This is a genomic window from Arthrobacter sp. Bi26, from assembly GCF_918697925.1.
Classification (GTDB): domain Bacteria; phylum Actinomycetota; class Actinomycetes; order Actinomycetales; family Micrococcaceae; genus Arthrobacter.
In genome coordinates this window covers 1-21,170 of sequence record NZ_CAKKMF010000082.1, presented here as the reverse complement: position 1 = coordinate 21,170, position 21,170 = coordinate 1, and the positions used below count along the sequence as shown (strand labels likewise).

The 21,170-nt window shown below is 67.7% G+C and carries 16 protein-coding genes; 4 read left to right on the top strand and 12 right to left on the bottom strand.

What is annotated here, in order from left to right; genetic code table 11:
• Nucleotides 1–124 precede the first annotated feature (124 nt).
• From LQV16_RS18450 to LQV16_RS18435, 4 genes are all read right to left on the bottom strand, one after another.
• Nucleotides 125–946 (bottom strand): DUF559 domain-containing protein, encoded by an 822-nt coding sequence (locus tag LQV16_RS18450; protein WP_229995337.1) that lies wholly within the window; start codon nucleotides 944–946, stop codon nucleotides 125–127.
• A 453-nt stretch (nucleotides 947–1,399) separates the two neighbouring features.
• Nucleotides 1,400–2,500, bottom strand: coding sequence for a polyprenyl synthetase family protein (locus LQV16_RS18445; protein WP_229995336.1), 1,101 nt, complete (start codon nucleotides 2,498–2,500; stop codon nucleotides 1,400–1,402).
• Nucleotides 2,497–3,873 (bottom strand): geranylgeranyl reductase family protein, encoded by a 1,377-nt coding sequence (locus LQV16_RS18440; RefSeq protein ID WP_229995335.1) that lies wholly within the window; start codon nucleotides 3,871–3,873, stop codon nucleotides 2,497–2,499. Before LQV16_RS18440 ends, LQV16_RS18445 begins: the two co-directional genes overlap by 4 nt.
• A 12-nt stretch (nucleotides 3,874–3,885) precedes the next feature.
• Nucleotides 3,886–4,680 (bottom strand): demethylmenaquinone methyltransferase, encoded by a 795-nt coding sequence (locus LQV16_RS18435; protein WP_229995334.1) that lies wholly within the window; start codon nucleotides 4,678–4,680, stop codon nucleotides 3,886–3,888.
• A 153-nt stretch (nucleotides 4,681–4,833) separates the two neighbouring features.
• Between LQV16_RS18435 and LQV16_RS18430 the strand changes: the two genes are divergently transcribed.
• The 4 genes from LQV16_RS18430 (at nucleotide 4,834) to LQV16_RS18415 (ending at nucleotide 9,246) form a co-directional block, all read left to right on the top strand.
• Nucleotides 4,834–6,234: an isochorismate synthase gene (locus LQV16_RS18430; RefSeq protein WP_229995333.1), complete on the top strand. Its 1,401-nt coding sequence runs from the start codon at nucleotides 4,834–4,836 to the stop codon at nucleotides 6,232–6,234.
• 278 nt (nucleotides 6,235–6,512) lie between these two features.
• Nucleotides 6,513–7,466 carry an ABC transporter substrate-binding protein gene (locus LQV16_RS18425; RefSeq protein WP_229995332.1) on the top strand — a complete coding sequence of 318 codons (954 nt, stop codon included), beginning with the start codon at nucleotides 6,513–6,515 and terminating at the stop codon, nucleotides 7,464–7,466.
• 35 nt (nucleotides 7,467–7,501) lie between these two features.
• Nucleotides 7,502–8,473 (top strand): amino acid ABC transporter permease, encoded by a 972-nt coding sequence (locus LQV16_RS18420; protein ID WP_229995331.1) that lies wholly within the window; start codon nucleotides 7,502–7,504, stop codon nucleotides 8,471–8,473.
• Nucleotides 8,470–9,246, top strand: coding sequence for an amino acid ABC transporter ATP-binding protein (locus LQV16_RS18415; protein ID WP_229995330.1), 777 nt, complete (start codon nucleotides 8,470–8,472; stop codon nucleotides 9,244–9,246). The genes LQV16_RS18420 and LQV16_RS18415 overlap by 4 nt, the downstream gene beginning before the upstream one ends.
• A 97-nt stretch (nucleotides 9,247–9,343) precedes the next feature.
• Here LQV16_RS18415 and LQV16_RS18410 read toward each other — a convergent pair whose 3' ends face one another.
• From LQV16_RS18410 to LQV16_RS18375, 8 genes are all read right to left on the bottom strand, one after another.
• Nucleotides 9,344–10,303, bottom strand: coding sequence for a hypothetical protein (locus LQV16_RS18410; RefSeq protein ID WP_229995329.1), 960 nt, complete (start codon nucleotides 10,301–10,303; stop codon nucleotides 9,344–9,346).
• A 275-nt stretch (nucleotides 10,304–10,578) separates the two neighbouring features.
• On the bottom strand, nucleotides 10,579–12,312 hold the full coding sequence (gene menD / locus LQV16_RS18405; RefSeq protein ID WP_229995328.1) for a 2-succinyl-5-enolpyruvyl-6-hydroxy-3-cyclohexene-1-carboxylic-acid synthase: 1,734 nt from the start codon (nucleotides 12,310–12,312) through the stop codon (nucleotides 10,579–10,581).
• Nucleotides 12,309–14,147 (bottom strand): arginine--tRNA ligase, encoded by a 1,839-nt coding sequence (gene argS, locus LQV16_RS18400; RefSeq protein ID WP_229995327.1) that lies wholly within the window; start codon nucleotides 14,145–14,147, stop codon nucleotides 12,309–12,311. Before argS ends, menD begins: the two co-directional genes overlap by 4 nt.
• Nucleotides 14,148–14,266: 119 nt before the next feature.
• Complete coding sequence (locus LQV16_RS18395) at nucleotides 14,267–16,021, bottom strand: multicopper oxidase (protein WP_229995326.1); 1,755 nt, start codon at nucleotides 16,019–16,021, stop codon at nucleotides 14,267–14,269.
• 283 nt (nucleotides 16,022–16,304) lie between these two features.
• Nucleotides 16,305–18,389 (bottom strand): PhoX family phosphatase, encoded by a 2,085-nt coding sequence (locus LQV16_RS18390; protein WP_229995325.1) that lies wholly within the window; start codon nucleotides 18,387–18,389, stop codon nucleotides 16,305–16,307.
• Between the two features lie 140 nt (nucleotides 18,390–18,529).
• Nucleotides 18,530–19,057, bottom strand: coding sequence for a MarR family transcriptional regulator (locus LQV16_RS18385; protein ID WP_229995324.1), 528 nt, complete (start codon nucleotides 19,055–19,057; stop codon nucleotides 18,530–18,532).
• 79 nt (nucleotides 19,058–19,136) lie between these two features.
• A complete protein-coding gene (locus LQV16_RS18380; RefSeq protein ID WP_290369393.1) occupies nucleotides 19,137–20,186 on the bottom strand; it encodes an o-succinylbenzoate synthase in 1,050 nt (349 codons plus the stop codon).
• 178 nt (nucleotides 20,187–20,364) lie between these two features.
• On the bottom strand, nucleotides 20,365–21,159 hold the full coding sequence (locus tag LQV16_RS18375) for a class E sortase (protein ID WP_229995323.1): 795 nt from the start codon (nucleotides 21,157–21,159) through the stop codon (nucleotides 20,365–20,367).
• Nucleotides 21,160–21,170: the final 11 nt, after the last annotated feature.

Here is a 21,170-nt window from a genome sequence, read left to right as displayed (position 1 = left end):
CCTTCATCCCCTCCGCCGCACTCCTCCTCCGCCGCCGGTTCTCCCCATGTTTGGCGTCCCCCGCCGGGGTGTCCGGCCAAACCGCCGATATTCTGCAGCGCTGGAGATTCATACCTGGGGAATTTCAGCGGATGACCCTGCCTCGCAGCACCTGCCGCACCTCATCGATCACCTTTTGCGGGTTGTAGACGACGTCCTGGTAGCCGTATCGGAGGACCGCATAGCCGGCCAAGGTGCTGGCGTTGTTGCGCCCCCGGTCCTTTCTGACCTGCGCGCGCTCAAGGTGGGTGCTCCCGTCGATCTCCACGATCAGGAAGCCTTCGAGCAGGAAGTCGACAATCCCGATCCCCGGGAGCTGCACCTGCGTCTGGGTGTAGATTCCCTGGCTCCTGAAGAGCAGCCTGGCAACGACCTCGATCGCCGAGTCAGCCGTGCCGTCGACCAGGTCCAGGACTGCGCGGGCGGCCCCGTTCCGGTTTCCCGGCAGCCGCTGCCTGAGGTAATCGAGCGCGGTGCGGCCCTGCAACAAGGCACTTTCCACCATGACGGCGGCATCCACCGGGGGCAGGCAGCGCAGCGCATGAAGCAGTGTGTCCGTCAGGCTGGCCACGGGCTGCGGAAATTCCGGCGGGACTAGGCTTGCGCGGTGGATGACAGTTCCGGGCGCTGATCCGTGTGCGCACAGCAGGTGCAGTCGTTCGGGCTCATGGAGGCGCCATATGCCGTGGAACGGCGCGGCGGAGGCGCAGGTGAGCGTACCGTTGGCGAGCACGGCAGCCACGAAGTCCGCCCGCGCCCCGGGCAGCGCCACCACCCCATGGCGCAGGCGACGAATTTCCCCGGCAGCCACGGAAGTGCGGATCCCGTTCGACGTAAAACCGGCCTGCAGCAACGTGGCCGTGCGGGCAACCGAGCCGGCGTATCCCAGGTATCCCGCGAGGTCCATAGGGCAATCACACACGTGGCATGACACCCCCGGGCAGCCACCATGCCGGCTATGTGGACAAGTCCGCACCATCCGCGCCGCTGGTTTTCTCCGGTTTTGAGGACGTCCGACGGCGTGTCCCGCCACCGGCCGGCGTGTCCCGCCGCTGTCCGGCCAAACGTGGGGAAACTCAGCGCGACAACACCCGGCATCGGATCGAAATCTTATGACAACAAATTTACATCAAGGGCTGGACGCTATGACACAACTGTCATAGACTCGTTTCTGGGTTCACCAAATGCCTCCGGTGGATCTGATGCGAACGGAGAAATGGCCCCGGTTCGGCACAACGGAAGACTCGATCGTTGTGAGGAACCGGGGCCATTCCGTTTAAGGATCGCCAATCCCGAAGCGCCCAGCCGGAAGGACCGGCCGGGGCCAGGAAGTGAAGGCTGAGCGCCAGGCGCCGCCGGGCTAGCTGCTGCGGTCCACTACCGCGTGGGCGAAGCTGGTCAGCGAGGCCTTCACGACGCCTTCGGGCAGCGGTGCAAGGGCGGCAATGGCCTCATCGGCCCAGGCGCGTGCCACCACCCAGGACTGCGCGGTGACGGGGTGCTCCCGGAGTCCGGCCACGGCAGCGGCCAGGGCCTCGTCCGAGCTGAGGTCGCCGTCGATCAGCGTCAGCAGTTCGACGGCGGTCTGGTCCCCGTCGCGGGCGGCGTTGCGCAGCAGCAGCACGGGCAAGGTGGGGATGCCTTCGCGCAGGTCGGTTCCCGGGGACTTGCCGGACTTGACCTTGATCCCGGTGACGTCGATGACGTCGTCGGCGAGCTGGAAGGCCACGCCCACCTTCTCGCCGTACTCGACCAGGAGCGGCTCGTAGGCCTCGTCAGCGCCGGAGAAGATTGCGCCAAGCTGCCCGGATGCGGCCACCAGCGAGCCGGTCTTGTCCGCGATGACGGACAGGTAGTGCGCCAGGGGGTCCTCGTCCGGCCGCGGTCCCACGGTCTCGTGCAGCTGGCCCAGGCAGAGCCGTTCAAAGGTGCGCGCCTGGATGCCCAGCGCACGGGAGCCGAGCTCCGAGACCAGGATGGAGGCGCGCGCAAAGATGAGGTCGCCGGTCAGGACGGCAACGGAGTTGCCCCAGACCTCGTGGGCTGTGGGCGCCCCGCGGCGGAACGGCGCGGAGTCCATGACGTCGTCGTGGTACAGGGTGGCGAGGTGCGTCAGTTCGACGACGACGGCGGCCTGCACTACCGCGGGCAGGGAAGCGTCGCCAAGGTGGGCGCACAGCAGGGTCAGCAGCGGGCGGATGCGCTTGCCGCCGGCTTCCACGAGGTGACGCGACGTTGCGTCAGCCAGGGGATCGGAATTGGCAATGGCTTCGCGCAGCCGCTTCTCGACGCGCGCCAGGTTGGTGGTGAGAGCGGGACCCAGTTCGGGGTCGCCCGCAATGGCCGCGAAGCCTGCCGGCAGTTGGAGGCCGGTGGCGATCGCCGTGGTATTGAGGTCGGGTTCAGAGCTCGGCAGGCCGTGTCCGGCGTGCGTCCAGCTTTGATCTGCAGAGTTGGTCACGGGTTAACCCTAACTTTTGTTGCGGAAACCGCAGAGTTGGTGCCGGAGTGCGGAACGCTGTCCGTGGCGGGCGCGGCCTTGTTGGACGCGGCCTGGTTGGACGTGGCAGGTACCAGGGATTCCAGGACCCGGATGACCCGGTCCTCGAAACCCTTGGCGGCAGGATCGGTGAGGTTGGCCAGCAACCGCACCACGAAACGCATGAGCACGGGGACAGGCATGCCCGTCCGGAGGGCCAGTTTCATGACGGCCGGCTTGCCGATCAGGGCGGCGAACGCCCGGCCCAGCGTGAAGTGGGAGCCCCACTGCTGGCGCACGTAGTCTGCGTACCGGGCCAAGTGCGCGTCGGCGTCGGCAGCGCCCCAGCCTGCCGACGCGGACCGGGCAGCGCCGTCGATGATGAATTCGGCCGCAAAGCGGGCGGACTCCATGGCATAGGAGATGCCCTCGCCGTTGAACGGGGAGACCATGCCGCCGGCGTCGCCGAGGAGGAGCAGACCCGGCGAGTAGTGCGGGGTGCGGTTGAAGCCCATGGGCAGCGCGGCGCCGCGGATCTCGCCCACCTGGTTTTCCGGGGTGAAGCCCCAGTCGGCGGGCATGCCGGCGGTCCATTCGCGCAGCACCTGCTTGTAGTCCAGCTTGCCGAAGTCCTTCGAGGAGTTCAGGATGCCCAGGCCCACGTTGGAGGTGCCGTCGCCGACGCCAAAAACCCAGCCGTAGCCGGGCAGGAGCTTGCCGTCGCGGCCGGGCAGCTCCAGCCAGCCTTCCATCCAGTCGTCCTCGTGCCGCGGCGAGGTGAAGTAGGTCCGCACGGCCACGCCGAGCGGCCGGTCGTCGCGTTTGCCGATGCCCAGCGACACGGCGGTGCGCGTCGAGTTGCCGTCCGCCGCGAGCACGACGTCGGCGGTGAAGTCGCGCGTTTCGCCGGTCTTGCGCCCCGAGTTGTCCAGCAGTGAGGCGCGGACGCCCGTCACCCGGCCATCTTCGGAGTGCAGCGCCTCGGTGACACTGTGGCGTTCGAGCACGACGGCGCCCGCGGACTGGGCGTGGCGGGCCAGCTGTTCGTCGAAGCCGAGCCGGGTCCGGATCAGCCCGTACCGCGGGAAGTCGGCAACCTCCGGCCAGGGCAGTTCGATCGTGCGGCCGCCGGCGATCAGGCGCAGGCCCTTGTTCCGCCGCCAGCCCTCGGTTTCAGGATGCGCGAGTCCCAGTTTCTGGATCTCGCGGACCGCGCGGGGAGTCAGGCCGTCGCCGCAGACCTTCTCGCGGGGAAAGCTGGTTTTCTCCAGCACCGTCACGTCAATGCCGGCTTTGGCAAGGTAGTAGGCGGCGGTGGATCCGGCCGGGCCCGCTCCGACAATCAGTACATTCACGACGCGTAGCGGCTAACGCCCGGGCCGGGTGATGTTGCGGCGCAGCTTGGCCACGGGTCCGGTGTGGGCTGCCAGCGCGGCGGCGCCGGCGGCGGGATCGCTTGTGGGGCCGGCCAACGGTTTCTGGGCCCGGTGCACGGCGACGATGCCGCCGCTGAGGTTGCGGTAGGTCACGGATTCCCAGCCAGCCTCCTGCAGCCAGGCCGCGAGGTGGTCCTGGTCCGGCCACGCGCGGATGGATTCGGCGAGGTAGACGTAGGCGTCGGGGTTGGAGGAGACCTTGACGGCGATGGCGGGCAGGGCCCGCATAAGGTATTCGGTGTACATGGTGCGCCAGAGCGGCACCACGGGCTGGGAGAATTCCGCGATGACCAGCCGGCCGCCGGGCTTGGTGACCCGCAGCATCTCGGCCAGGGCCTTCTTGGGCTCGTTGACGTTGCGGAGGCCAAAGGAGATGGTGCTGGCATCAAAGGTGTTGTCCGCGAACGGCAGCCGGGTGGCATCCCCGGCGATGAAGTCGATGTCCGGGCGGCGGCGCTTGCCGACCTTGAGCATGCCGAGGGAGAAATCACAGGCGATGACGTTGATGCCGGCGTCGGCGTACGGCTCGCTGGACGTGCCGGTGCCGGCTGCGAGGTCCAGGACGCGCTGGCCGGCCGATACGCCCACGGCCTCCACCACCACCTTGCGCCAACGCCGCGTCTGCCCCATCGACAGGACATCGTTGACGACGTCGTATTTGGGGGCGACGTCGTCAAACATCGTGGCTACTTCGTCCGGACGCTTATCCAAGGATGCTCGGTTCACCCAGCCATTGTCTCAAATGATCGGCTCCCCCACGAACGGCGCGCGAATCAACGCGGCTTTCACCTGCGGGAACGGCCGCCGCCGCCCCGTTCAGGCACTGCCGGACCCTGTTTATCCACGGTATGGGCGATCACGGGCTAGTGTTATGCCATCATGACGAGCACGTTCCGCACCTTGACAGTCCCCCTCGATGCCGAAACTTTCCCCGGGGGTCTGCCGTCGTTTCTGGTCCGGGACGATGTCCTCTGCTGGACCCGCCGCGAGGCCGGGCTCGTGGGCTTCGGCGAGATCGCCAGGTTCACCGCCACCGGCCCCGAGCGGTTCCTGGAAGCGGACATCTGGTGGCGCCACCTGGTCCTGGAGGCGGACATCGAGGACGCCGTGGACTGCCCCGGCACCGGTCCGGTGGCCTTTGGCTCCTTCGCCTTCTCCAAAGTTTCTGCCCACGAGTCCCGCCTGCTGGTCCCCGAAATCGTCGTGGGGCTCCGTGACGGCCAGGCCTGGCTGACCCAGCTCACGCTTGACGACGGCGAACTCACCGAGGCGGGCGCCCGGGCCGCCCTGGACCGCTGGCTTGGCACCACCAGCGTCAATACCGGCACCGATGGCAGCACCGGTGCCAATACAGACTGCGCCGAGGTGGACGACCCGCTGCCCGGGGCAGCACAGGCGGGCGGCGCCGTCGTACGGCCTTTGCCGTTGGCGGCAGGGGCAACCCTGCACACCGGCTCGCTCAGCGAGGAAGACTGGATGGCCGCCGTTGCCGCGGGCGTCGAGGAGATCCGGACCGGCGCCCTGGAGAAGCTGGTGCTGGCCCGCGACGTCGTGGCCACTGTCCCCACCGGCGTCAAGGCCGCCGCGGTGCTCCGCGAGCTGTCGGCCCGGTACCGCGAGTGCTGGACGTACGGGGTGGACGGCCTGGTCGGGGCCACGCCGGAGATGCTGATCCAGGTGGAGGGCCGCACCGCGCAGGCCCGCGTCCTGGCCGGCACGCTGGACCGCCGAGACGCCGACGGCAAGGCGGGGTCCCCGATGGAATTCGCCGAACGGGTGCTGGCCGGCTCCGAGAAGCAGCGGCACGAACACGACATCGCGATCCAGTCCCTGACCACGCAGCTGGCCCCGTTTTCCGAGGCCATGAACGCCCACAGCGAGCCGTTCATCCTGGAACTGCCCAATGTGTGGCATCTGGCGTCCGATGTGAAGGCTGAACTGGCCGAGGTGGAAGGCCACGTCCCCACCTGCCTGGCCCTGATCAACGCACTGCATCCGACCGCCGCCGTCTGCGGCACTCCCACCACCGTGGCCGGGGCGCTGATCCGCAAGCTCGAGCACCTGGACCGCGGCCCGTACGCCGGGCCGGTGGGCTGGCTGGACGCGGCCGGTAACGGCGAGTGGGGCATCGCGCTGCGGGGCGCCGTCATCGAGTCCCCGCAGACGGTCCGGCTCTACGCGGGCTGCGGCGTGGTGGACGGCTCCGTCCCCGAGACCGAGCTCGCCGAGACGTGGGCGAAGTTCCGCCCTATGCTGGAATCGCTCGGCATCAGCAGCTAGCCAGCGGCGCCGGCGAGGCCGGCGAGGCTGGTGAGGCTCGCGGCGCTGGTGATGCTCGTGGCGCTGGTGATGTTGGCGAAACGGGGAGGCCAACGGCGCCGGCCAATCGGCAGGAATCCGGGATTACAGACAGATCGGGCGGTGGAGATATTGCATTTGGGTCTGGTTTAGTTATCCAATAGTGAAACTTAGTTTTCTGTGACGTACATCTCTTTGTCGGCGATACACTTTTTAAATCGACTTGAATACGCATCCCTCCTGCAAAAAAAGGTAAGAAAATGCAGATCTCCCGTTCGCTCCTGAGCAACCCCGCACTCAAGGCCGCCACGGTGCTCGCCGTGAGCGCATTGGCCCTCACGGCCTGCACAAACGCCTCCGAGACCGGGACCGGCGGCGCGGCCACCCCTTCCGGCAGCGCCGCGGCCAGCTTTGACCCCAGCACGGTCCAGAAGGACGATGCCCTGGCGGCCATGGTGCCTGAGGCGATCAAGGCCAAAGGCACTCTGACCGTGGGCTCGGACACCACCTACGCGCCCGCAGAATTCCTCGGTACCGACGGCCAGACCGCCGTGGGCTACGACGTCGACATCGCCAAGGCGATCGGCGCCGCGCTGGGCCTCAAGGTCCAGGTCCAGACTGCCGAATTCACCGGCATCCTTCCGGCCCTGGGCCCGAAGTACGATCTCGGGATCTCTTCCTTCACGATCAACCCGGAGCGGCTTGCCGCGGTGAACATGGTCAGCTACTACAAGGCCGGTACCGGCTGGGCAGTGCAGAAGGGCAACCCGAAGAACGTCTCCCTCGATGACCTGTGCGGCAAGTCCGTCGGCGTGCAGACCGGCACCATCCAGGAGGATCCGGACCTCTCTGACCGCAACAAGAAGTGCCTGGCCGAGGGCAAGCAGCCCATCAACATCGTGACGCTCAAGACCCAGACGGATATCACCACCCGCCTGGTCAACGGCAGCATCGATGCGATGGCGGCCGACTCCCCCATCGTCGGCTACGCGCTGACCCAGACCGGCGGCCAGCTCGAAAAGCTCGGCGAGGTCTACGACGCCGCACCGCAGGGCATTGCCGTCGCCAAGTCCGACACGGCCCTGGCGGACGTCATCCAGAAGACCGTCACCAAACTGATGGAAAACGGCTCCTACAAGAAGATCCTCGACGGCTGGGGCGCCGCTGACGGTGCCATCACCACGTCCGAAGTCAACCCGGCGGCCGCATCTTGAGCCTCCCCACAACCCCACCAACAGCAGGGGCAGAGATGGACAGCCATCAGGACAGTCACGCAGCACCGGTACTGAACAATGCGGTACCGGTGCGGCACCCCGGCCGCTGGATCAGCGCCGTCATCATCGTCGGGTTCCTTCTCGCCTTCCTGCAGAGCCTGTTCACGAACCCCAACTTCCGCTGGGACGTCGTGGGCACCTACATCCTGGACACCAAGGTGATCCAGGGCGTGATGTGGACCCTGTTCCTGACGTTTGCCTCCATGGTCCTGGCGATCGTCCTGGCCATCCTCTTGGCCTTCATGCGGCAGTCTGACAACCCTGTGTTCCGCTGGTCCAGCTGGACGTGGGTCTGGTTCTTCCGCGGCACCCCGGTGTACACCCAGTTGCTCTTCTGGGGACTGGCCACTGTCCTCTATCCGACGATCGTCCTTGGAATCCCGTTTGGTCCTGCAACCTTCACCTGGGTGACCTCGGACCCCACGCACGGCCTGATCCCTGCCATCCTTGGCCTGGGTCTCAACGAATCGGCGTATCTGGCAGAGATCTTCCGGGCTGGCCTGAAATCCGTGGACCAGGGTCAGAGTGAGGCTGCCGAGGCACTCGGCATGACCAAGGGCAAGATCATGCGGCGGATCATCCTGCCGCAGGCCATGCGCGTCATCGTTCCGCCTACCGGCAACGAGACCATCGGCATGCTGAAGACCACCTCCCTGGTTCTGGCTGTGCCGTTCACGCTGGACCTGACCTTCGCAACCAATGCCCTGGCCAACCGCATTTACCTTCCGATTCCGCTCCTGATTGTCGCCGCGTTCTGGTACCTCGTCATCACCAGCATCCTGATGGTGGGCCAGCACTTCATCGAGGCGCACTACGGCAAGGGCGTGGACAACCGGGTTCCGGCGGCAATCAACCCCGCCGCTGCCAAGGCCTCCGCGGCGGTGGCCCCCAGCGCCGCTGCCGAGCCGGACCTGAAAATGGACTTCCCCGAGGAGGAGGCGAAATGACGATCACCACAGAGCAGCCGCTGGTCAAGATCGAGGGCCTTCACAAGTACTACGGCACGCACCACGTGCTGCGCGGCATCGACCTGACCGTCAACCAGGGCGAGGTGTCGGTTGTGATCGGCCCGTCCGGTTCGGGCAAGTCCACCATGCTCCGCTGCGTGAACCTGCTGGAAACCATCAGTGCCGGGCGCATTTCGGTGGGCGGCGACCTGATCGGCTACCGCGAGGTCAAGGGCAGGCTCCATGACCTGAAGACCAAGGAAATCGCCGCCCAGCGCCGCGAAATCGGCATGGTGTTCCAGCGCTTCAACCTGTTCCCGCACAAAACGGCGATGCAGAACATCATGGAGGCCCCGATCCAGGTCAAGGGCCAGTCAAAGACCGTGGCGCGGAAGCGGGCCCTCGAGCTGCTGGACCGAGTGGGGCTCGGTGACCGCGCCGGCCACTACCCGTCCCAGCTCTCCGGCGGCCAGCAGCAGCGCGTTGCGATTGCCCGGGCCCTGGCCATGGACCCTGAACTCATGCTGTTCGATGAGCCCACGTCCGCGCTCGACCCGGAGCTCGTGGGCGATGTCCTGAACGTGATGAAGGACCTCGCCAAGTCCGGCATGACCATGATCGTGGTGACCCACGAGATCGGCTTCGCCCGGGAGGTCGGTGACCGCCTGACCTTCATGGACGGCGGCATCGTGGTGGAGTCGGGCGACCCGCGGGAGGTCCTGGCCAACCCGCAGCACCCCCGCACCAAGGAGTTCCTGAGCCGGGTGCTGTAGCCCGACGCGGAAGTTACCTGTCGATGCGCAAATGCCCTGTCGCTACCGTTATTCCGGTAGCGCCAGGGCATTTGCGCGTCGTGAGAAGGGTTGCGTGTCATGGCCACGCTGCGGAACGGGCTCGACGGCGGGGTACACCAAACGCGGCGAGCTTCTGTTCCAGCCGGCCCGGCTCCATGAGATCCGCCCAGACCCACCGCAGTACTCGGAGCCCCGTGGCCCGGATCCGGTTTTCGCGCTCTTTCTCGTCCACGACGGCCTGCGATGCGGTCCTGCCCCGAAGGTATTCGGGCTTCAGATATTTCTCGACGCCGTCGAACTCGCCCACCAGCCGGGCAGTGTCCCAGTAGTAGTCGGTGTAGCCCGCGAGACCGGCGCCGTCCCGGACCTCGTGCTGAAGTTCCGGCGGCTGGAATCCGGCGACGCACATGAGCCCGCGGCTGTAAGACTCCCCCGGGGACCCTGACCGCGGATCCGCGAACTCCACGGCAGTCCTGATCCGCCGCGCAGCCGCAGCGGTGTAATTGCCGTCGACACCCGCCAGCAGTATTTCCCTCGAGAGCGCGGGCAACCCCTGCGCTGCGTCCGGCCTGAGCACATGGTCCAAGGGAACGATTGCTTGAGCAAACGGCGTGAACGCAGCCAGATCCAGCACCGTACGGACCCTCCCCGTGACCAGGAGGCCTTCGCGCCGGAACACTTTGAGACCGTCCGGGCCTGCGTAGTGCCGCCGCACTCCCGCACGCGAGCGTCCGCCACCGTTCTGAAGCGTCAGCGCATGGACCGGATGACGCTGGCCAATGGTTGGAACTCCCCACACGGACGCGGCGGAGTGCCAGGCAAAAACTGTCGGGGCCGTGAACGTCTCCGCGGCAGCGCTAACCCGGAGCCGGTACTGTTCCCAAGGCTGCAGCGCCCGCCACGCCTCCCCGTCGACGTAGACGCCATGCCGCACGCGGACGAGCGCGCTCGATCGGCAGCGTTTGGCGAGCTCTTTCGGCGTGAGCCCCTGCTGGACGTGCTCGCGGGCCAGGATCAGTCTCGGTAACTCGTTCATGGAACGAAGATCCCAGCCTGGGATCGGCGGCGCCATGACCGGTTGCCCGGGTGTGGACAACCCGGCGCACATTCCCTTCGGCGACCCGCCTTCCGTCCGGCGACCCGCTTTCCGTCCGGCGACGCGCTTTCCGACCCGCGACGCGCATTCCGTCCAGCGACGCGCATTCGCTTCCGCGACGCGCACATTACCTGACGTGGCGGGTATTCGGGTGTCGGCCGGTATTTTGCGCAGCGCCGGGCACGGAGCGCGTCGTCGTGCCCGGCGCACTGCCGTCAGGTCTGCGGGAGGCCTTCCACGGCGGTGGCCACCGCGGCCCGGATGGCGCGGTGCAGTTCCCCGAGCCGGTGCCGGTCCGTGCGCACTTCGATGATGCTGCGGCCCTCCAGCGGCCCGGACAGCGCCTCGGCGAGTTCCGCCGTCGTGCCGACCCGGCGGTGCGCGACGCCGTAGGCCGCGGCCAGCGCGGCGAGGTCCACCCGGTGCGGGGTGGCGAAGAGGCGTTCGACGGCGGTGCCGTAGCGCCCCGCCGCGGCGACGGCGCCGTGCTCCAGGAGCCCGAAGATGGCACCGCCGGCGTCGTTGAGCACCACGATCCGCAGCTGCGGTTCGGCTTCCCCGGCGCCGAGCAGGAGTCCCCCGGCGTCGTGCAGGAACGTCACATCCCCCATGAGCACGGTGGTTTCCTGGTCCCCGCCCAGCGCAATCCCCGTGGCGGTAGACGTAGTGCCGTCGATCCCGGCCAGACCGCGGTTGGCGAACATGATGGCCTGCGGTTCCGCAGGGGGCGCCCCGGCGAGGTCGACGTCGCGGATCCCGTTCGAGGAGCCCAGTACCAGCTGCCCGCGGGCGTGCTTCCAGACTTCTGCGCCCGCCGACGGGCCGGTCGCTGCGGGGGACGCGGCCAGGATCAGGTCCACGGCGTGCTGGGCGGCGGCTCCAGCCAGCAGCCAGGCATCGAGCCACGCGGCAGCCCCGCGGCCGGCGAACTCCGCCAGGTCCGCCAGGGTTTCCAGCGGCAGTTCGGTGCGGCGGCCCGGTTCGTACCAGGCCACCGGAACCGGCTGGTACAGCGCGGAGGGGACGTCGGCCCGCTCCAGCAGCGCGCTCACCGGCCGGGAGAGCGTCGGCCGGCCGAAGAGCACCACACGTTCGATCGGCTGTGCCGAGTCCGCGCCGAAGTGCTCGATCAGCAGCCGGTAGGGCCCCACGGCATTCGGGCCGAAGCGGGCGTTGGAGGACGGCTCGGCCAGCAGCGGCAGGCCGTGCGCGCGGGCAAAGGCCTCGGCGACCGGACCGGCGTCGTGCCCGGCCAGCACCACGGTGCGCCGCTCCGGCAGGGCCGTTGACGCGGCCGGAAAGTCCAGTGCGAGAGGGTTCCGCGCGGCCCGGTACATGCCGCGTCCGGCCGCCGCGGGCAGTCGGTCGTCCACGGCCGGGACCAGCGGGTCGCGGAAGGCAAGGTTGACCTGCACCGGCCCGGGAGGCGCGTCCTCGAAGGCTCCCGTGGCGGCGCTGAGGGCCGTGTCCACGGCGCGCTGCGGATCGCTGCCCGCGGGCACGTCGACGGCGAAGCGGACGTGCTCGCCAAAAAGGTCCAGCTGCACGGTGGTCTGGTTGGCACCGGTCCCCCGCAGTTCCTCGGGCCGGTCGGCGGAGATGACCACGACCGGCACCGCGGCGTGGTTGGCCTCCATGACGGCCGGCAGCAGGTTGCCGACGGCGGTCCCGGACGTGGTGAGGACGGCGGCGGGGGCTCCGGCGGACAAGGCGAGGCCGAGGGCAGTGAAGCCAGCCGAGCGCTCGTCGATCCGGACCAGCAGCTCCACGCGTCCGGCGGCCTCAGCTTCGGCAAGGGCATAGGCCATGGGCGCCGAGCGCGACCCCGGAGACACCACCACCTGGCGCACACCGGCGGCGAGCAACGTGTCGACGGCGATGCGCGCCGCCTCCACCGCGGTCAGTCCGCCGGGGGTGGACGAGGCGGCAGCGGCATCCGCCGGACTCACATGTTCTCCGGCGTTTCGATGCCCAGCAGCTCCAGGCCGCCGGAGAGGCGGCGCAGCACCAGCGCGCACAGGGCCAGCCGCGAGTCCCGGACGGATTCCTCGGCCTTGAGCACCGGGCACTGGTCGTAGAAGGTCGTGAACAGCTGCGCGAGCTCAAAGAGGTAGCCGCAGAGCCGGTGCGGCTCGAGCGCGTCCCGGACCTTGTTCAGCGTCGCGTCGAACTCCAGCAGGTGCAGGGCCAGCGCGCGTTCTGCGGGTTCGACGACGGCGATCGCCGTGGCGGGCCCGCCCTCCCCGGCTGCCGCGAGGCCAGTTGCCTGGGTGCCGGCTGGCGTGATGCCAGTTGCCAGGGCGTCGGGGCCGCCGGTCATCTGCTCCAGCACCCCGGCCTTGCGCAGGATGGAGCGGATCCGTGCGGCGGCGTACTGCACGTAGGGTCCGGTGTTGCCGCTGAGGGCGAGCATGCGGTCGAAGTCGAAGACGTACTCGGTGTCGTGGCCGGTGGAGAGGTCGGCGTACTTGACGGCGCCGATGCCCACCTGCCGTGCGGTCACCGCGCGCTCCTCCTCGCTGAGCTCGGGCCGGCTGGCGTCAATGACGGCGCGGGCGCGGTCCACGGCCTCCTCGAGCAGGGCCATGAGCTTCACCGGGGCACCGGAGCGGGACTTGAGGATCTTCCCGTCTTCGCCGAGCACGTTGCCGATCTGCACATGCACGGCCTGGACTGCGTCCGGCAGCCAGCCGGCGTCGCGGGCGGTGGCCATGACCATGCGCAGGTGGACGTTCTGCGGGGCGCCGACGACGTAGAGGATCCGGTTGGCTTCCAGGTCGCGGACCCGGTAGCGGATGGTGGCGAGGTCCGTGGTGCCGTAGCCGTAGCCGCCGTCGGACTTGCGGATGATCAGCGGCAGCGGCTGCCCGTCGCGGCCGGTAAAGCCTGCGGGGAAGGTGCACAGGGCGCCGTCGCTGATCCGGGCGAGGCCGCGTTCCTCGAGTTCCTGGCACAGCTGTGCTAGATGCGCGTCGTAGGAGCTTTCACCGGCGATGTGGTCATCGGTGAGGCTGATGCCCAGGGTGGAGTAGATGGCGTTGAAGTAACGCTTGGACTGGGCGACCAGCCGCTGCCAGACGGCGAAGGTCTCGGCGTCGCCGCCCTGCAGGGCAACGACGCGGAGCCGGGCCCGGGTGGCGAAGCCGTCCTCGTCGGTGGCGGAGGAGTCGAACTTGGCCCGCGCGGCCTGGTAGAACGCGCTGGGGTCCTCCACCAGCAGCGCCGCCTCCGGGGAGTCCTCGCCGATCTCCAGCCAGTGTTCGATCAGCATGCCGAACGGGGTGCCCCAGTCCCCGATGTGGTTCTGCCGGATCACGGTGTCGCCTAGGGCTTCGAGCACCTTGACGAGGCTGTCCCCCACCACGGTGGTGCGCAGGTGGCCGACGTGCATTTCCTTGGCGACGTTCGGGGAGGAATAGTCGACGACGACGCGCTGGGGCGTCGCGGCCGGCGTGACCGCGGTGGCCTTGGACGCGGCTTGGACCGACTCTGCATTGAGCAGTTCCTCGATCCACGTGCCGTCGAAGCTCAGGTTGATGAAGCCGGGCCCGGAGATCTCCACACTGGTGCAGATGCCGTCCAGGTTCAGGGCTTCCACGATCTTCGCGGCGGCGTCGCGCGGCGGCAGTCCGGCTTTCTTGGCCAAGGCCATGGCGGCGTTGACCTGGATGTCGGCGAACTGGGAGGGCCTGACCACCGGGTCCGTGTGGCGGAACTCTTCGCCAAACGCGGTGGCAATTGCAGCCTGGACTCTGGGGACAACCAATTCGGCGGGATTATTCACACTGTTCAAATTATCAGTTCCGCCCCTCACCCGACGCCCCGCCCCAGAAGCAACGCGGGGTCAGATATCCCGGATCTGACCCCGCGTTGCTGTGTGTGGACTACGGACAGGCGAGGTGTCTAGGCGATGACGTAGCGCTGCATCATGTCGTTATCCTCGTGCTCCAGGATGTGGCAGTGCCATACGTAAGGCCCGGTGAACGAGGTCTGGAAAGCGGTTACGGAGCCGCCAGCGTTCGCGCCGAAGGGTACAACGATTCGGGTGACCTCTCCCGGCATGGCGATGACGGTGTCCTTCCACCCCCGTTCGTTGGCGGGGGGCGCCGTCGGTCCGCCTCTCAGGAACGCGGCAACCGGTGGTGGCGGAAACGAACCGGAGTTGGCAGCCACCGGTTGGGGCCCGTAATTGGCGGCCAGGTAGCCCGCAGAGTCGAATTTCTGCCTATTGAGCACCTGGAACTGGGTGAAGTGCAGGTGGATCGGGTGAGCGTCGACGGTGGTGTTGACCAGATCCCACTGTTCGAGGGTGTTTGTGCCGACCGTTGTGGTTGCGCCCGGGGCCTCAAAGGTCCTGTTGTTCAGCACTACCGAGAGTGGAGAACCCAAACTGTTGAGGTTTTCGACCAGCGTCATGGTCCGGATGGCTGCAACTGGCCGGGCCGCAGTGGCCAAGGGCGCGATGGGCACGGCGCGCAGAGTTGGGGGCAGCGGTGCTGTCCACCCGGGTGCATTTGTCACGGAGAACTGCATGATCTGAGAAAGGGGCAACCCGCCTCGCTTAGGTGCGCGCGGCCCTCCCGGGAACGGCGCGCGGGCGTCGTTGGTGAGAACGACCGTGGCGCCCGGCTTCAGCCCGGCGAAGTCGATCACGATGTCGGCCCGTTCACCGGGGCCGAGCAATAGCGTTTTTAGGGTAACGGGCGCGTTGAGCAGGCCACCATCCGAGCCGATCTGGACGAACGTGTTGGCCCGGCCTGCGGACTTGAGATTGAGATTGTAGAAACGGGCATTCGACCCGTTGTAGACGCGGAACCGGTACTTGCCCCGGGCGACGTTAAGGTTTGGCCACGCCTTGCCGTTGACCGTAGCTACGTCGCCAAAGAATTCGGGCGCCCACGGCCGGCCGGCTGTCCCGGGATTGACGTTGGGCGGGTAGAGGAAGGTGCCGTCGGCGTTGAACATACGATCCTGGATTACCAGCGGCTCCTCGAATGGCGCAGGTGGCAGACCGGTGGTGCCGTCGCCGGGGTCATCGCCGTTGCGAACAAGATAGCCGCTGGCAAGTCCCGCGAACACGTTTAGCCTGGTGATGCCCAGGGCATGGTCGTGATACCAGAGGCCGGCGGCCTCCTGCGTGTTCCCGTAATGGTAGGTCTTCGATGCGCCAGTGGCGAAGGTGTCGGTTGGGTCGCCGTCGTTGCCCGGGCTGGTGTTCCCACCATGCAGGTGCACGGAAGCCCGTGGACCTGTGGCGTCGGCGACGACGACGCCAGCCAGGTCGTAGTCGATGGCGGAAGCCAGCGGGTGAGCGCCGAGACTATTTACCACTGTCAGGTCGAACGGAACACCCTGCTTCGCCACGATGACGGGGCCAAGGTAGGTCTGCGAGACGGTACCGCCCCGGTAGGCAAATGTCGGTGTCGCGGCCATCGCACTGTGGAACTGATGAGTTGCATTGACCATCTCGATGGTTGCGCTGCCACCGCCCGTAGCATCGATCACGCCCAGGTTCGCCAGCGTCGGGAGTTGCTCGGTGAAAGGCGTGACCCCCGGCGGAACAGCCGCAGAGGCTGCCGATGTGATGACCGGCGCCAGTAGCAGACCTGCGCCCGCCGCAGCGCCGGCCTCAAACAGGGTTCTTCTCGTGATCTCCATGTCAGAAACGCTCCCCACCTAGTCCACCTACCGAACAAGTCGCAGACTACGGACAGAATCGTTGCACCGCAGCAGTGGCGTCCACCCGTGTTTGGACAGACCCACACTTGGTTCGCCTTCGGAACCACTCGCTGTCATGTGGCTTAAAGCAAGCAGACGCTCCCTCACATCCCGCCGTCGAACTGCGGAACGTGAGGGAGCGTCTGCCCGGAACGCGCCAAACGTGCGTAGCGTCGTGCCGTTGCTGTGTTGTAGCGCCGAAGGCTCTGCAGCCTCAGAAACCCTAGGCGTCGGTGCGGAACACCTGGACCACGGACGGACGCGGGGCGCGCACCTGGCCGGGCTTCGGCGTCGCACCGGCGGCGACGTAGTCCGGGAAGTAGGAGTGCTGTTCGGCGAAGGTGCCTTCCTCGCCCGGGTGCTGAACGGCAACGAATACGGTGCGTTCGTCGTCGTGGATGACCGGGCCGCAGGTCTCGGCGTCGCGCGGGACGGCGAGGAACTGCTCCACCTTGCCCCGTTCTGCACCGTCCAGGGTCACCTTGAAGAGCCCGTCGGCGTAGCCGATGCTGGAGGGCGCGCCGTCCGTGGAGATCCACAGGTTGCCCACGGAATCGAAGGCCACGTTGTCCGGGCAGGAGATGGGTGAGACCTGGCTGGCGGGGAACCCGGCGAAGTAGGCGGTGGAGTTCTTGGCCGGATCGCCGCAGACCATGAGCAGGTTCCAGCCAAACGTGGTGGAAGTCTGGTCCCCGGTCTCGGTGATTTCGACAATGTGGCCGTCGCGGTTGAGGGTGCGGGGGTTGACCTCGGTGGCCCCTTCCTTGCCGGGCTTGCCGCGGTCCGCGTTGTTCGTGCAGACCACATAGACCTTGCCGGTGTGCAGGCTGGGCTGGACGTCTTCGCAGCGGTCCATCTTGGTGGGGCCCACCTTGTCGGCGGCGAGGCGGGTGTACACGAGGACCTCTTCCACGGACATCCCGGCCACCTTGGACTGTCCGCCGACCACGAGGGGCAGCCAAACACCTGCGCCGTCGAAGGCTCCGTCGGCCGGAAGGTTGCCCGCGCCGTCGAACCCGGCGGCCGGGGAATTGCCCGTGAACTTGGCGACGTACAGGTCACCCTCCGAAAGGAGGGTCAGGTTGTGCGCGCGGTCGCCTTCCCGGTACTGATCCCTGGAGACGAACTTGTACAGGTAGTCGAAGCGCTCGTCGTCGCCCATGTAGGCCACCACGTGGCCGGACTTGGCGACAATCACGTTGGCGCCCTCGTGCTTGAAGCGGCCCATCGCGGAGTGTTTGCGGGGCGTGGAGGAGGGGTCGAACGGGTCCACTTCCACGATCCAGCCGAAGCGGTTGGCCTCGTTCTCGTAGCCGGGGTTGCGGGTGTCGAAGCGCGGGTCATCCTGTTCCCACTGGCGGGCGGTGGGCTTGCTGGTCAGGCCGTAGCGCTTGTCGGCGTCAGAGGTTCCGGGCGCGGCGAAGTAGCCGTTGAAGTTTTCCTCGCCGGAGAGGATGGTGCCCCACGGGGTGGTGCCGCCGGAGCAGTTGCCCAGCGTGCCCTTGATGGCCCGGCCGGAGGGATCGGCGGCGGTCTTCAGCAGCGCGGATCCGGCGGCCGGACCGTCGAGCTCGTAAGTGGTGTCGGTCAGGAAGCGGCGGTTCAGTCCGGCGCCCTGGACGTAGCGCCAGGGCTGGTTCGTGTCCGCGCGCTCCAGCTCGACCACCGTGAGGCCGTGGGCTGCACGGCCGATTGCGCGGGTCTCGGCGGCGTCGAATCCGGCCGGGAGCATGATGGACTCGTTGGTGTATTCGTGGTTGGTGAAGAGCACGGCCCGGCGGTCCTTGGAGCCAGCGATCGGCAGGATGTCCGTGTAGTCGTTGTTGTAGCCGAACTGGCGGGCCTGCGCCGCGGCGCTCTGGCGGTCCAGGTCGAAGGCCGGCGAGTTCTTGAAGAGCGGGTCGCCCCAGCGGATGACCGGCTGCCAGGTGTACCCGGCCGGGACGGTGAACTGGTCCACGGCGGCGTCCACCGGAGCGATGGCGGTGAACTGCAGCTTGGATTTTCCAAACCCTTCCTTGGCGGCAGCGGCGAGGCCGGGGCCGCCGTCGGCGGCTGCGGGTCTGGCAGATGTCACCGCGTTGCCGAAGGCGACGGCGAGCGCGCCGGCGGCGCCGAAGCCCAGGGCGGCGCGGCGGGACATCGTGGTGGAGGCGATGTCACGGAAGTAGCTGTTGGTGCTGGTGTTGCAGACCTCGCCCGAGCAGGCGTTGTCGCACTTCAGCGCGCAGGTCACGGGGCTTCGCTTGCCTTTGGTGCGGCCAAGCATGGGGAGCAGGGAGAATGTGCGTCCGGAGGAGACAGACATGGAGAGACCTTCCATGGGGTGAGTTGCGGTCGCGCCCACCCTTCCAGCCGCGGTCTACCGAGAGACGTCTCCCAAATGAAGTCCAGGTGAACTCAGGGAACAAACTGAGGGAGCGTCACCGGCGAACTCCTGGGTGGAGGCTAGCTGTCTGTCTCTTCCGGGGCGCTGGCGGCAGCCATCAGCCGCTGGCCAATGCCCTCGAGGAATTCGGCGATGTTCACAATGCTGCCTTCGGAGGATTCCTGGAGAAGGGCCGCGGCCGCCGCGGCGAAGTGGTCGTTGGCCCACTGCATCGCGTCGGTCCCCTCCGGGCTCAGGTGCAACAGCACACTGCGCCGGTCCGTGGGGTTGGGTTTCCGCACCATGAAGCCCTTGGATTCCAGGCGGTCCACCATGGCCGTTACGGACCCGGTGGTGATGTTCAGCGCTTTACCGAGATCCTTGGGAGTGAGGCCGTCCACCTCGCCCACAAAGGCCATCGCGTTGATGTCGATCGTCCCGATCCCCAGATTCTCGGCCAGCCGGATACGGAGGGCATAGGTCCCCGTGTCGACCCGCCGCAGGCCTTGCACGATCCGGAGCAGCCCGTCCTTCTGGGCCACCATCTGGCCCTCCGCGCGCTTTGCCGTAGCCAGCGCGTCAACTTGCCGGGGTACCGAGGTGGTCATCACGAATCTTCCGCTCCAAAGCTATCTTCGGCGGCTACTTCGCCGCGTCCGCACCCACTTTACTCTCAAAGCATTGGCGTCACTGGCTTGCAGCCAGCTCCGCGTGGACCCGGCGCAGGCGCTCGAGCCACCAGTCGCGGCGCTCCGGCGCGGCCGCGTACTCCGCCAGCAGCTCCGGATCGGCGGCGACCTCGCGGACCCGGATGGCGCCGTCGACGGGAACCAGCGGGTCCCGGGTGACATCGGCGGCCAGCAGGGATACGGTCCCCAGCCCGCAGGCGTACGGCAGTTCGGGCAGCGCCGCGGCGAGCGCCAGTCCGGCGCGGATTCCCACGGAGGTGTCCAGCGCCGAGCTGACGACGGCGGGGAGCCCGGCTTGCGCCACGATGTCCAGTGCCCGGCGCACTCCCCCGAGCGGCGCCACTTTCACGACGATCAGGTCCGCTGCGCCGGCGCGGGCCACTTTGAGGGGATCGTCCTCCTTGCGCACGCTTTCGTCCGCGGCGATCAGCACCGGGATCCCGGCGGCCTGCAGCCGGCGGCGGACCTCGGCGAGGCCGGCGATGTCCGGCACGGGCTGTTCGGCGTATTCCAGCCCGACGCCGGCGAGCCGGGTCAGCGCCTCGACGGCGGCCGGGATGTCCCAGCCGCCGTTCGCGTCCACCCTGATTGCGGCGTCCGGGAGTGCCTCGCGGACCGCGGCTACCCGTGCGGCGTCGTCGTCCAGGCTCTGCCCGGGCTCGGCCACCTTGATTTTGACGGCGTCCACCCGGCCGAAGCGGGCCAGGATTTCCGGGACCCGGTCCGCGGCGACGGCGGGAACCGTCGCGTTGACGCGGATGCTGGTCCGCAGGGGCTCGGGAAAGCCCTGCCAGCCGGCCTCGATCGCGGCGGCGAGCCAGCGGGACGCTTCCTGGTCGCCGTACTCCGGGAAGGGGCAGAATTCGCCCCAGCCCAGCGGGCCGTTCAGCAGCAGGGCTTCGCGCTGGAGGATGCCGCGGAACTTCACCCGCATCGGCAGGCTCACCACGTGGGCGCCGGCGAGGAGTTCCTCCAGTGCGGGGTGCTGATCGCGGGGTTCCTCCGGACGGCGCCGGGCCGGCGGCGGGGGAAACGGGTTTGTGCTCATGGTTGTGCCGCGCTCAGCTCTGCCCGACGGTTGCGTCGGTCAGATGCGTCACTTCAGCCATCCAGGGAAACACGAACTGGTCCAGGACAACCAGGACTCCCGCAAGGATCACCACGGACAGAATGATCTTCAGCCAAAGAGGCCCGGGCAGTTGCCGAAAAAGCCAAAGGTACACGGTCTAGCCCTTCCCCTGCAGCGCGGCGAGCTGCTTAGCGATGGGCGCCGGAGGCCCCGCGCTGAGCGGCTGCCATGAATCGAAAACGGAGTACGCGATGATGCGCTCCTGGGCACCAAAGCGCGGATTGCAGCTTGTCATGGTCAAAATCCGTTGCTGCGGCTCTGCGCCGGGCTGAGTCGGCACCGGCGCCAGCACATCCATCCGGTCCGGCAGGACTATTTCCTGGTTCCGGAAAACGTAGGTGTAGAACCCGTCGGCGGTCTGGACATAGATCTTGTCCCCGGGCACCAGCGTGTGGATGTTGTCGAGCACCGCGCCGTGCGTCTGGCGGTGGCCTGCGACCGCAAAGTTCCCCAGGGCCCCCGGCATGGCCGTTCCCGCATAGCGGCCCAGGCCGAGCGTGTCCAGGACGTCCTGGCTAGTGCCCTCGATGATCGGCCTGCTGTAGTCGGCTCCGAAACGGGGAATGTAGATGACCCCGATCGGCTGTCCGTGACCCGGCGATTTGCCGACCGGCACGGCGGCGGCTCCCGTGGTGTCCCCCGGTGCCGTGGCGGCCGGGTCATTCGTTGCGGGTGCCTGGTGTTCCTGCACGAACTGCTTCACGGCAGCCCCTTGAGCCGCGTCGGCTTCAACGTTGGTCCACCACAATTGCCAGGCGACGAAGAGCACGGCAATCACGCCGAGGGTGATCAGCAGTTCGCCCGCGACCTGGACGGCCAGCAGGGAGCGACGCCGGCGGGTGCGTTTGGTTTGTTGCGCAACTGTGGCGCGGCGGTTGAGTACCTTTGACATGCCCCTCCTCG

Excerpts from the sequence above, each read along its gene's own strand:
- LQV16_RS18450 (WP_229995337.1), bottom strand. The coding sequence starts at position 946 with ATGGACCTCGCGGGATACCTGGGATACGCCGGCTCGGTTGCCCGCACG.
- LQV16_RS18430 (WP_229995333.1), top strand. The coding sequence starts at position 4,834 with ATGACGAGCACGTTCCGCACCTTGACAGTCCCCCTCGATGCCGAAACT.
- LQV16_RS18425 (WP_229995332.1), top strand. The coding sequence starts at position 6,513 with ATGCAGATCTCCCGTTCGCTCCTGAGCAACCCCGCACTCAAGGCCGCC.
- LQV16_RS18420 (WP_229995331.1), top strand. The coding sequence starts at position 7,502 with ATGGACAGCCATCAGGACAGTCACGCAGCACCGGTACTGAACAATGCG.
- LQV16_RS18415 (WP_229995330.1), top strand. The coding sequence starts at position 8,470 with ATGACGATCACCACAGAGCAGCCGCTGGTCAAGATCGAGGGCCTTCAC.
- LQV16_RS18410 (WP_229995329.1), bottom strand. The coding sequence starts at position 10,303 with ATGAACGAGTTACCGAGACTGATCCTGGCCCGCGAGCACGTCCAGCAG.
- LQV16_RS18395 (WP_229995326.1), bottom strand. The coding sequence starts at position 16,021 with ATGGAGATCACGAGAAGAACCCTGTTTGAGGCCGGCGCTGCGGCGGGC.
- LQV16_RS18390 (WP_229995325.1), bottom strand. The coding sequence starts at position 18,389 with ATGTCTGTCTCCTCCGGACGCACATTCTCCCTGCTCCCCATGCTTGGC.
- LQV16_RS18385 (WP_229995324.1), bottom strand. The coding sequence starts at position 19,057 with ATGACCACCTCGGTACCCCGGCAAGTTGACGCGCTGGCTACGGCAAAG.
- LQV16_RS18380 (WP_290369393.1), bottom strand. The coding sequence starts at position 20,186 with ATGAGCACAAACCCGTTTCCCCCGCCGCCGGCCCGGCGCCGTCCGGAG.
- LQV16_RS18375 (WP_229995323.1), bottom strand. The coding sequence starts at position 21,159 with ATGTCAAAGGTACTCAACCGCCGCGCCACAGTTGCGCAACAAACCAAA.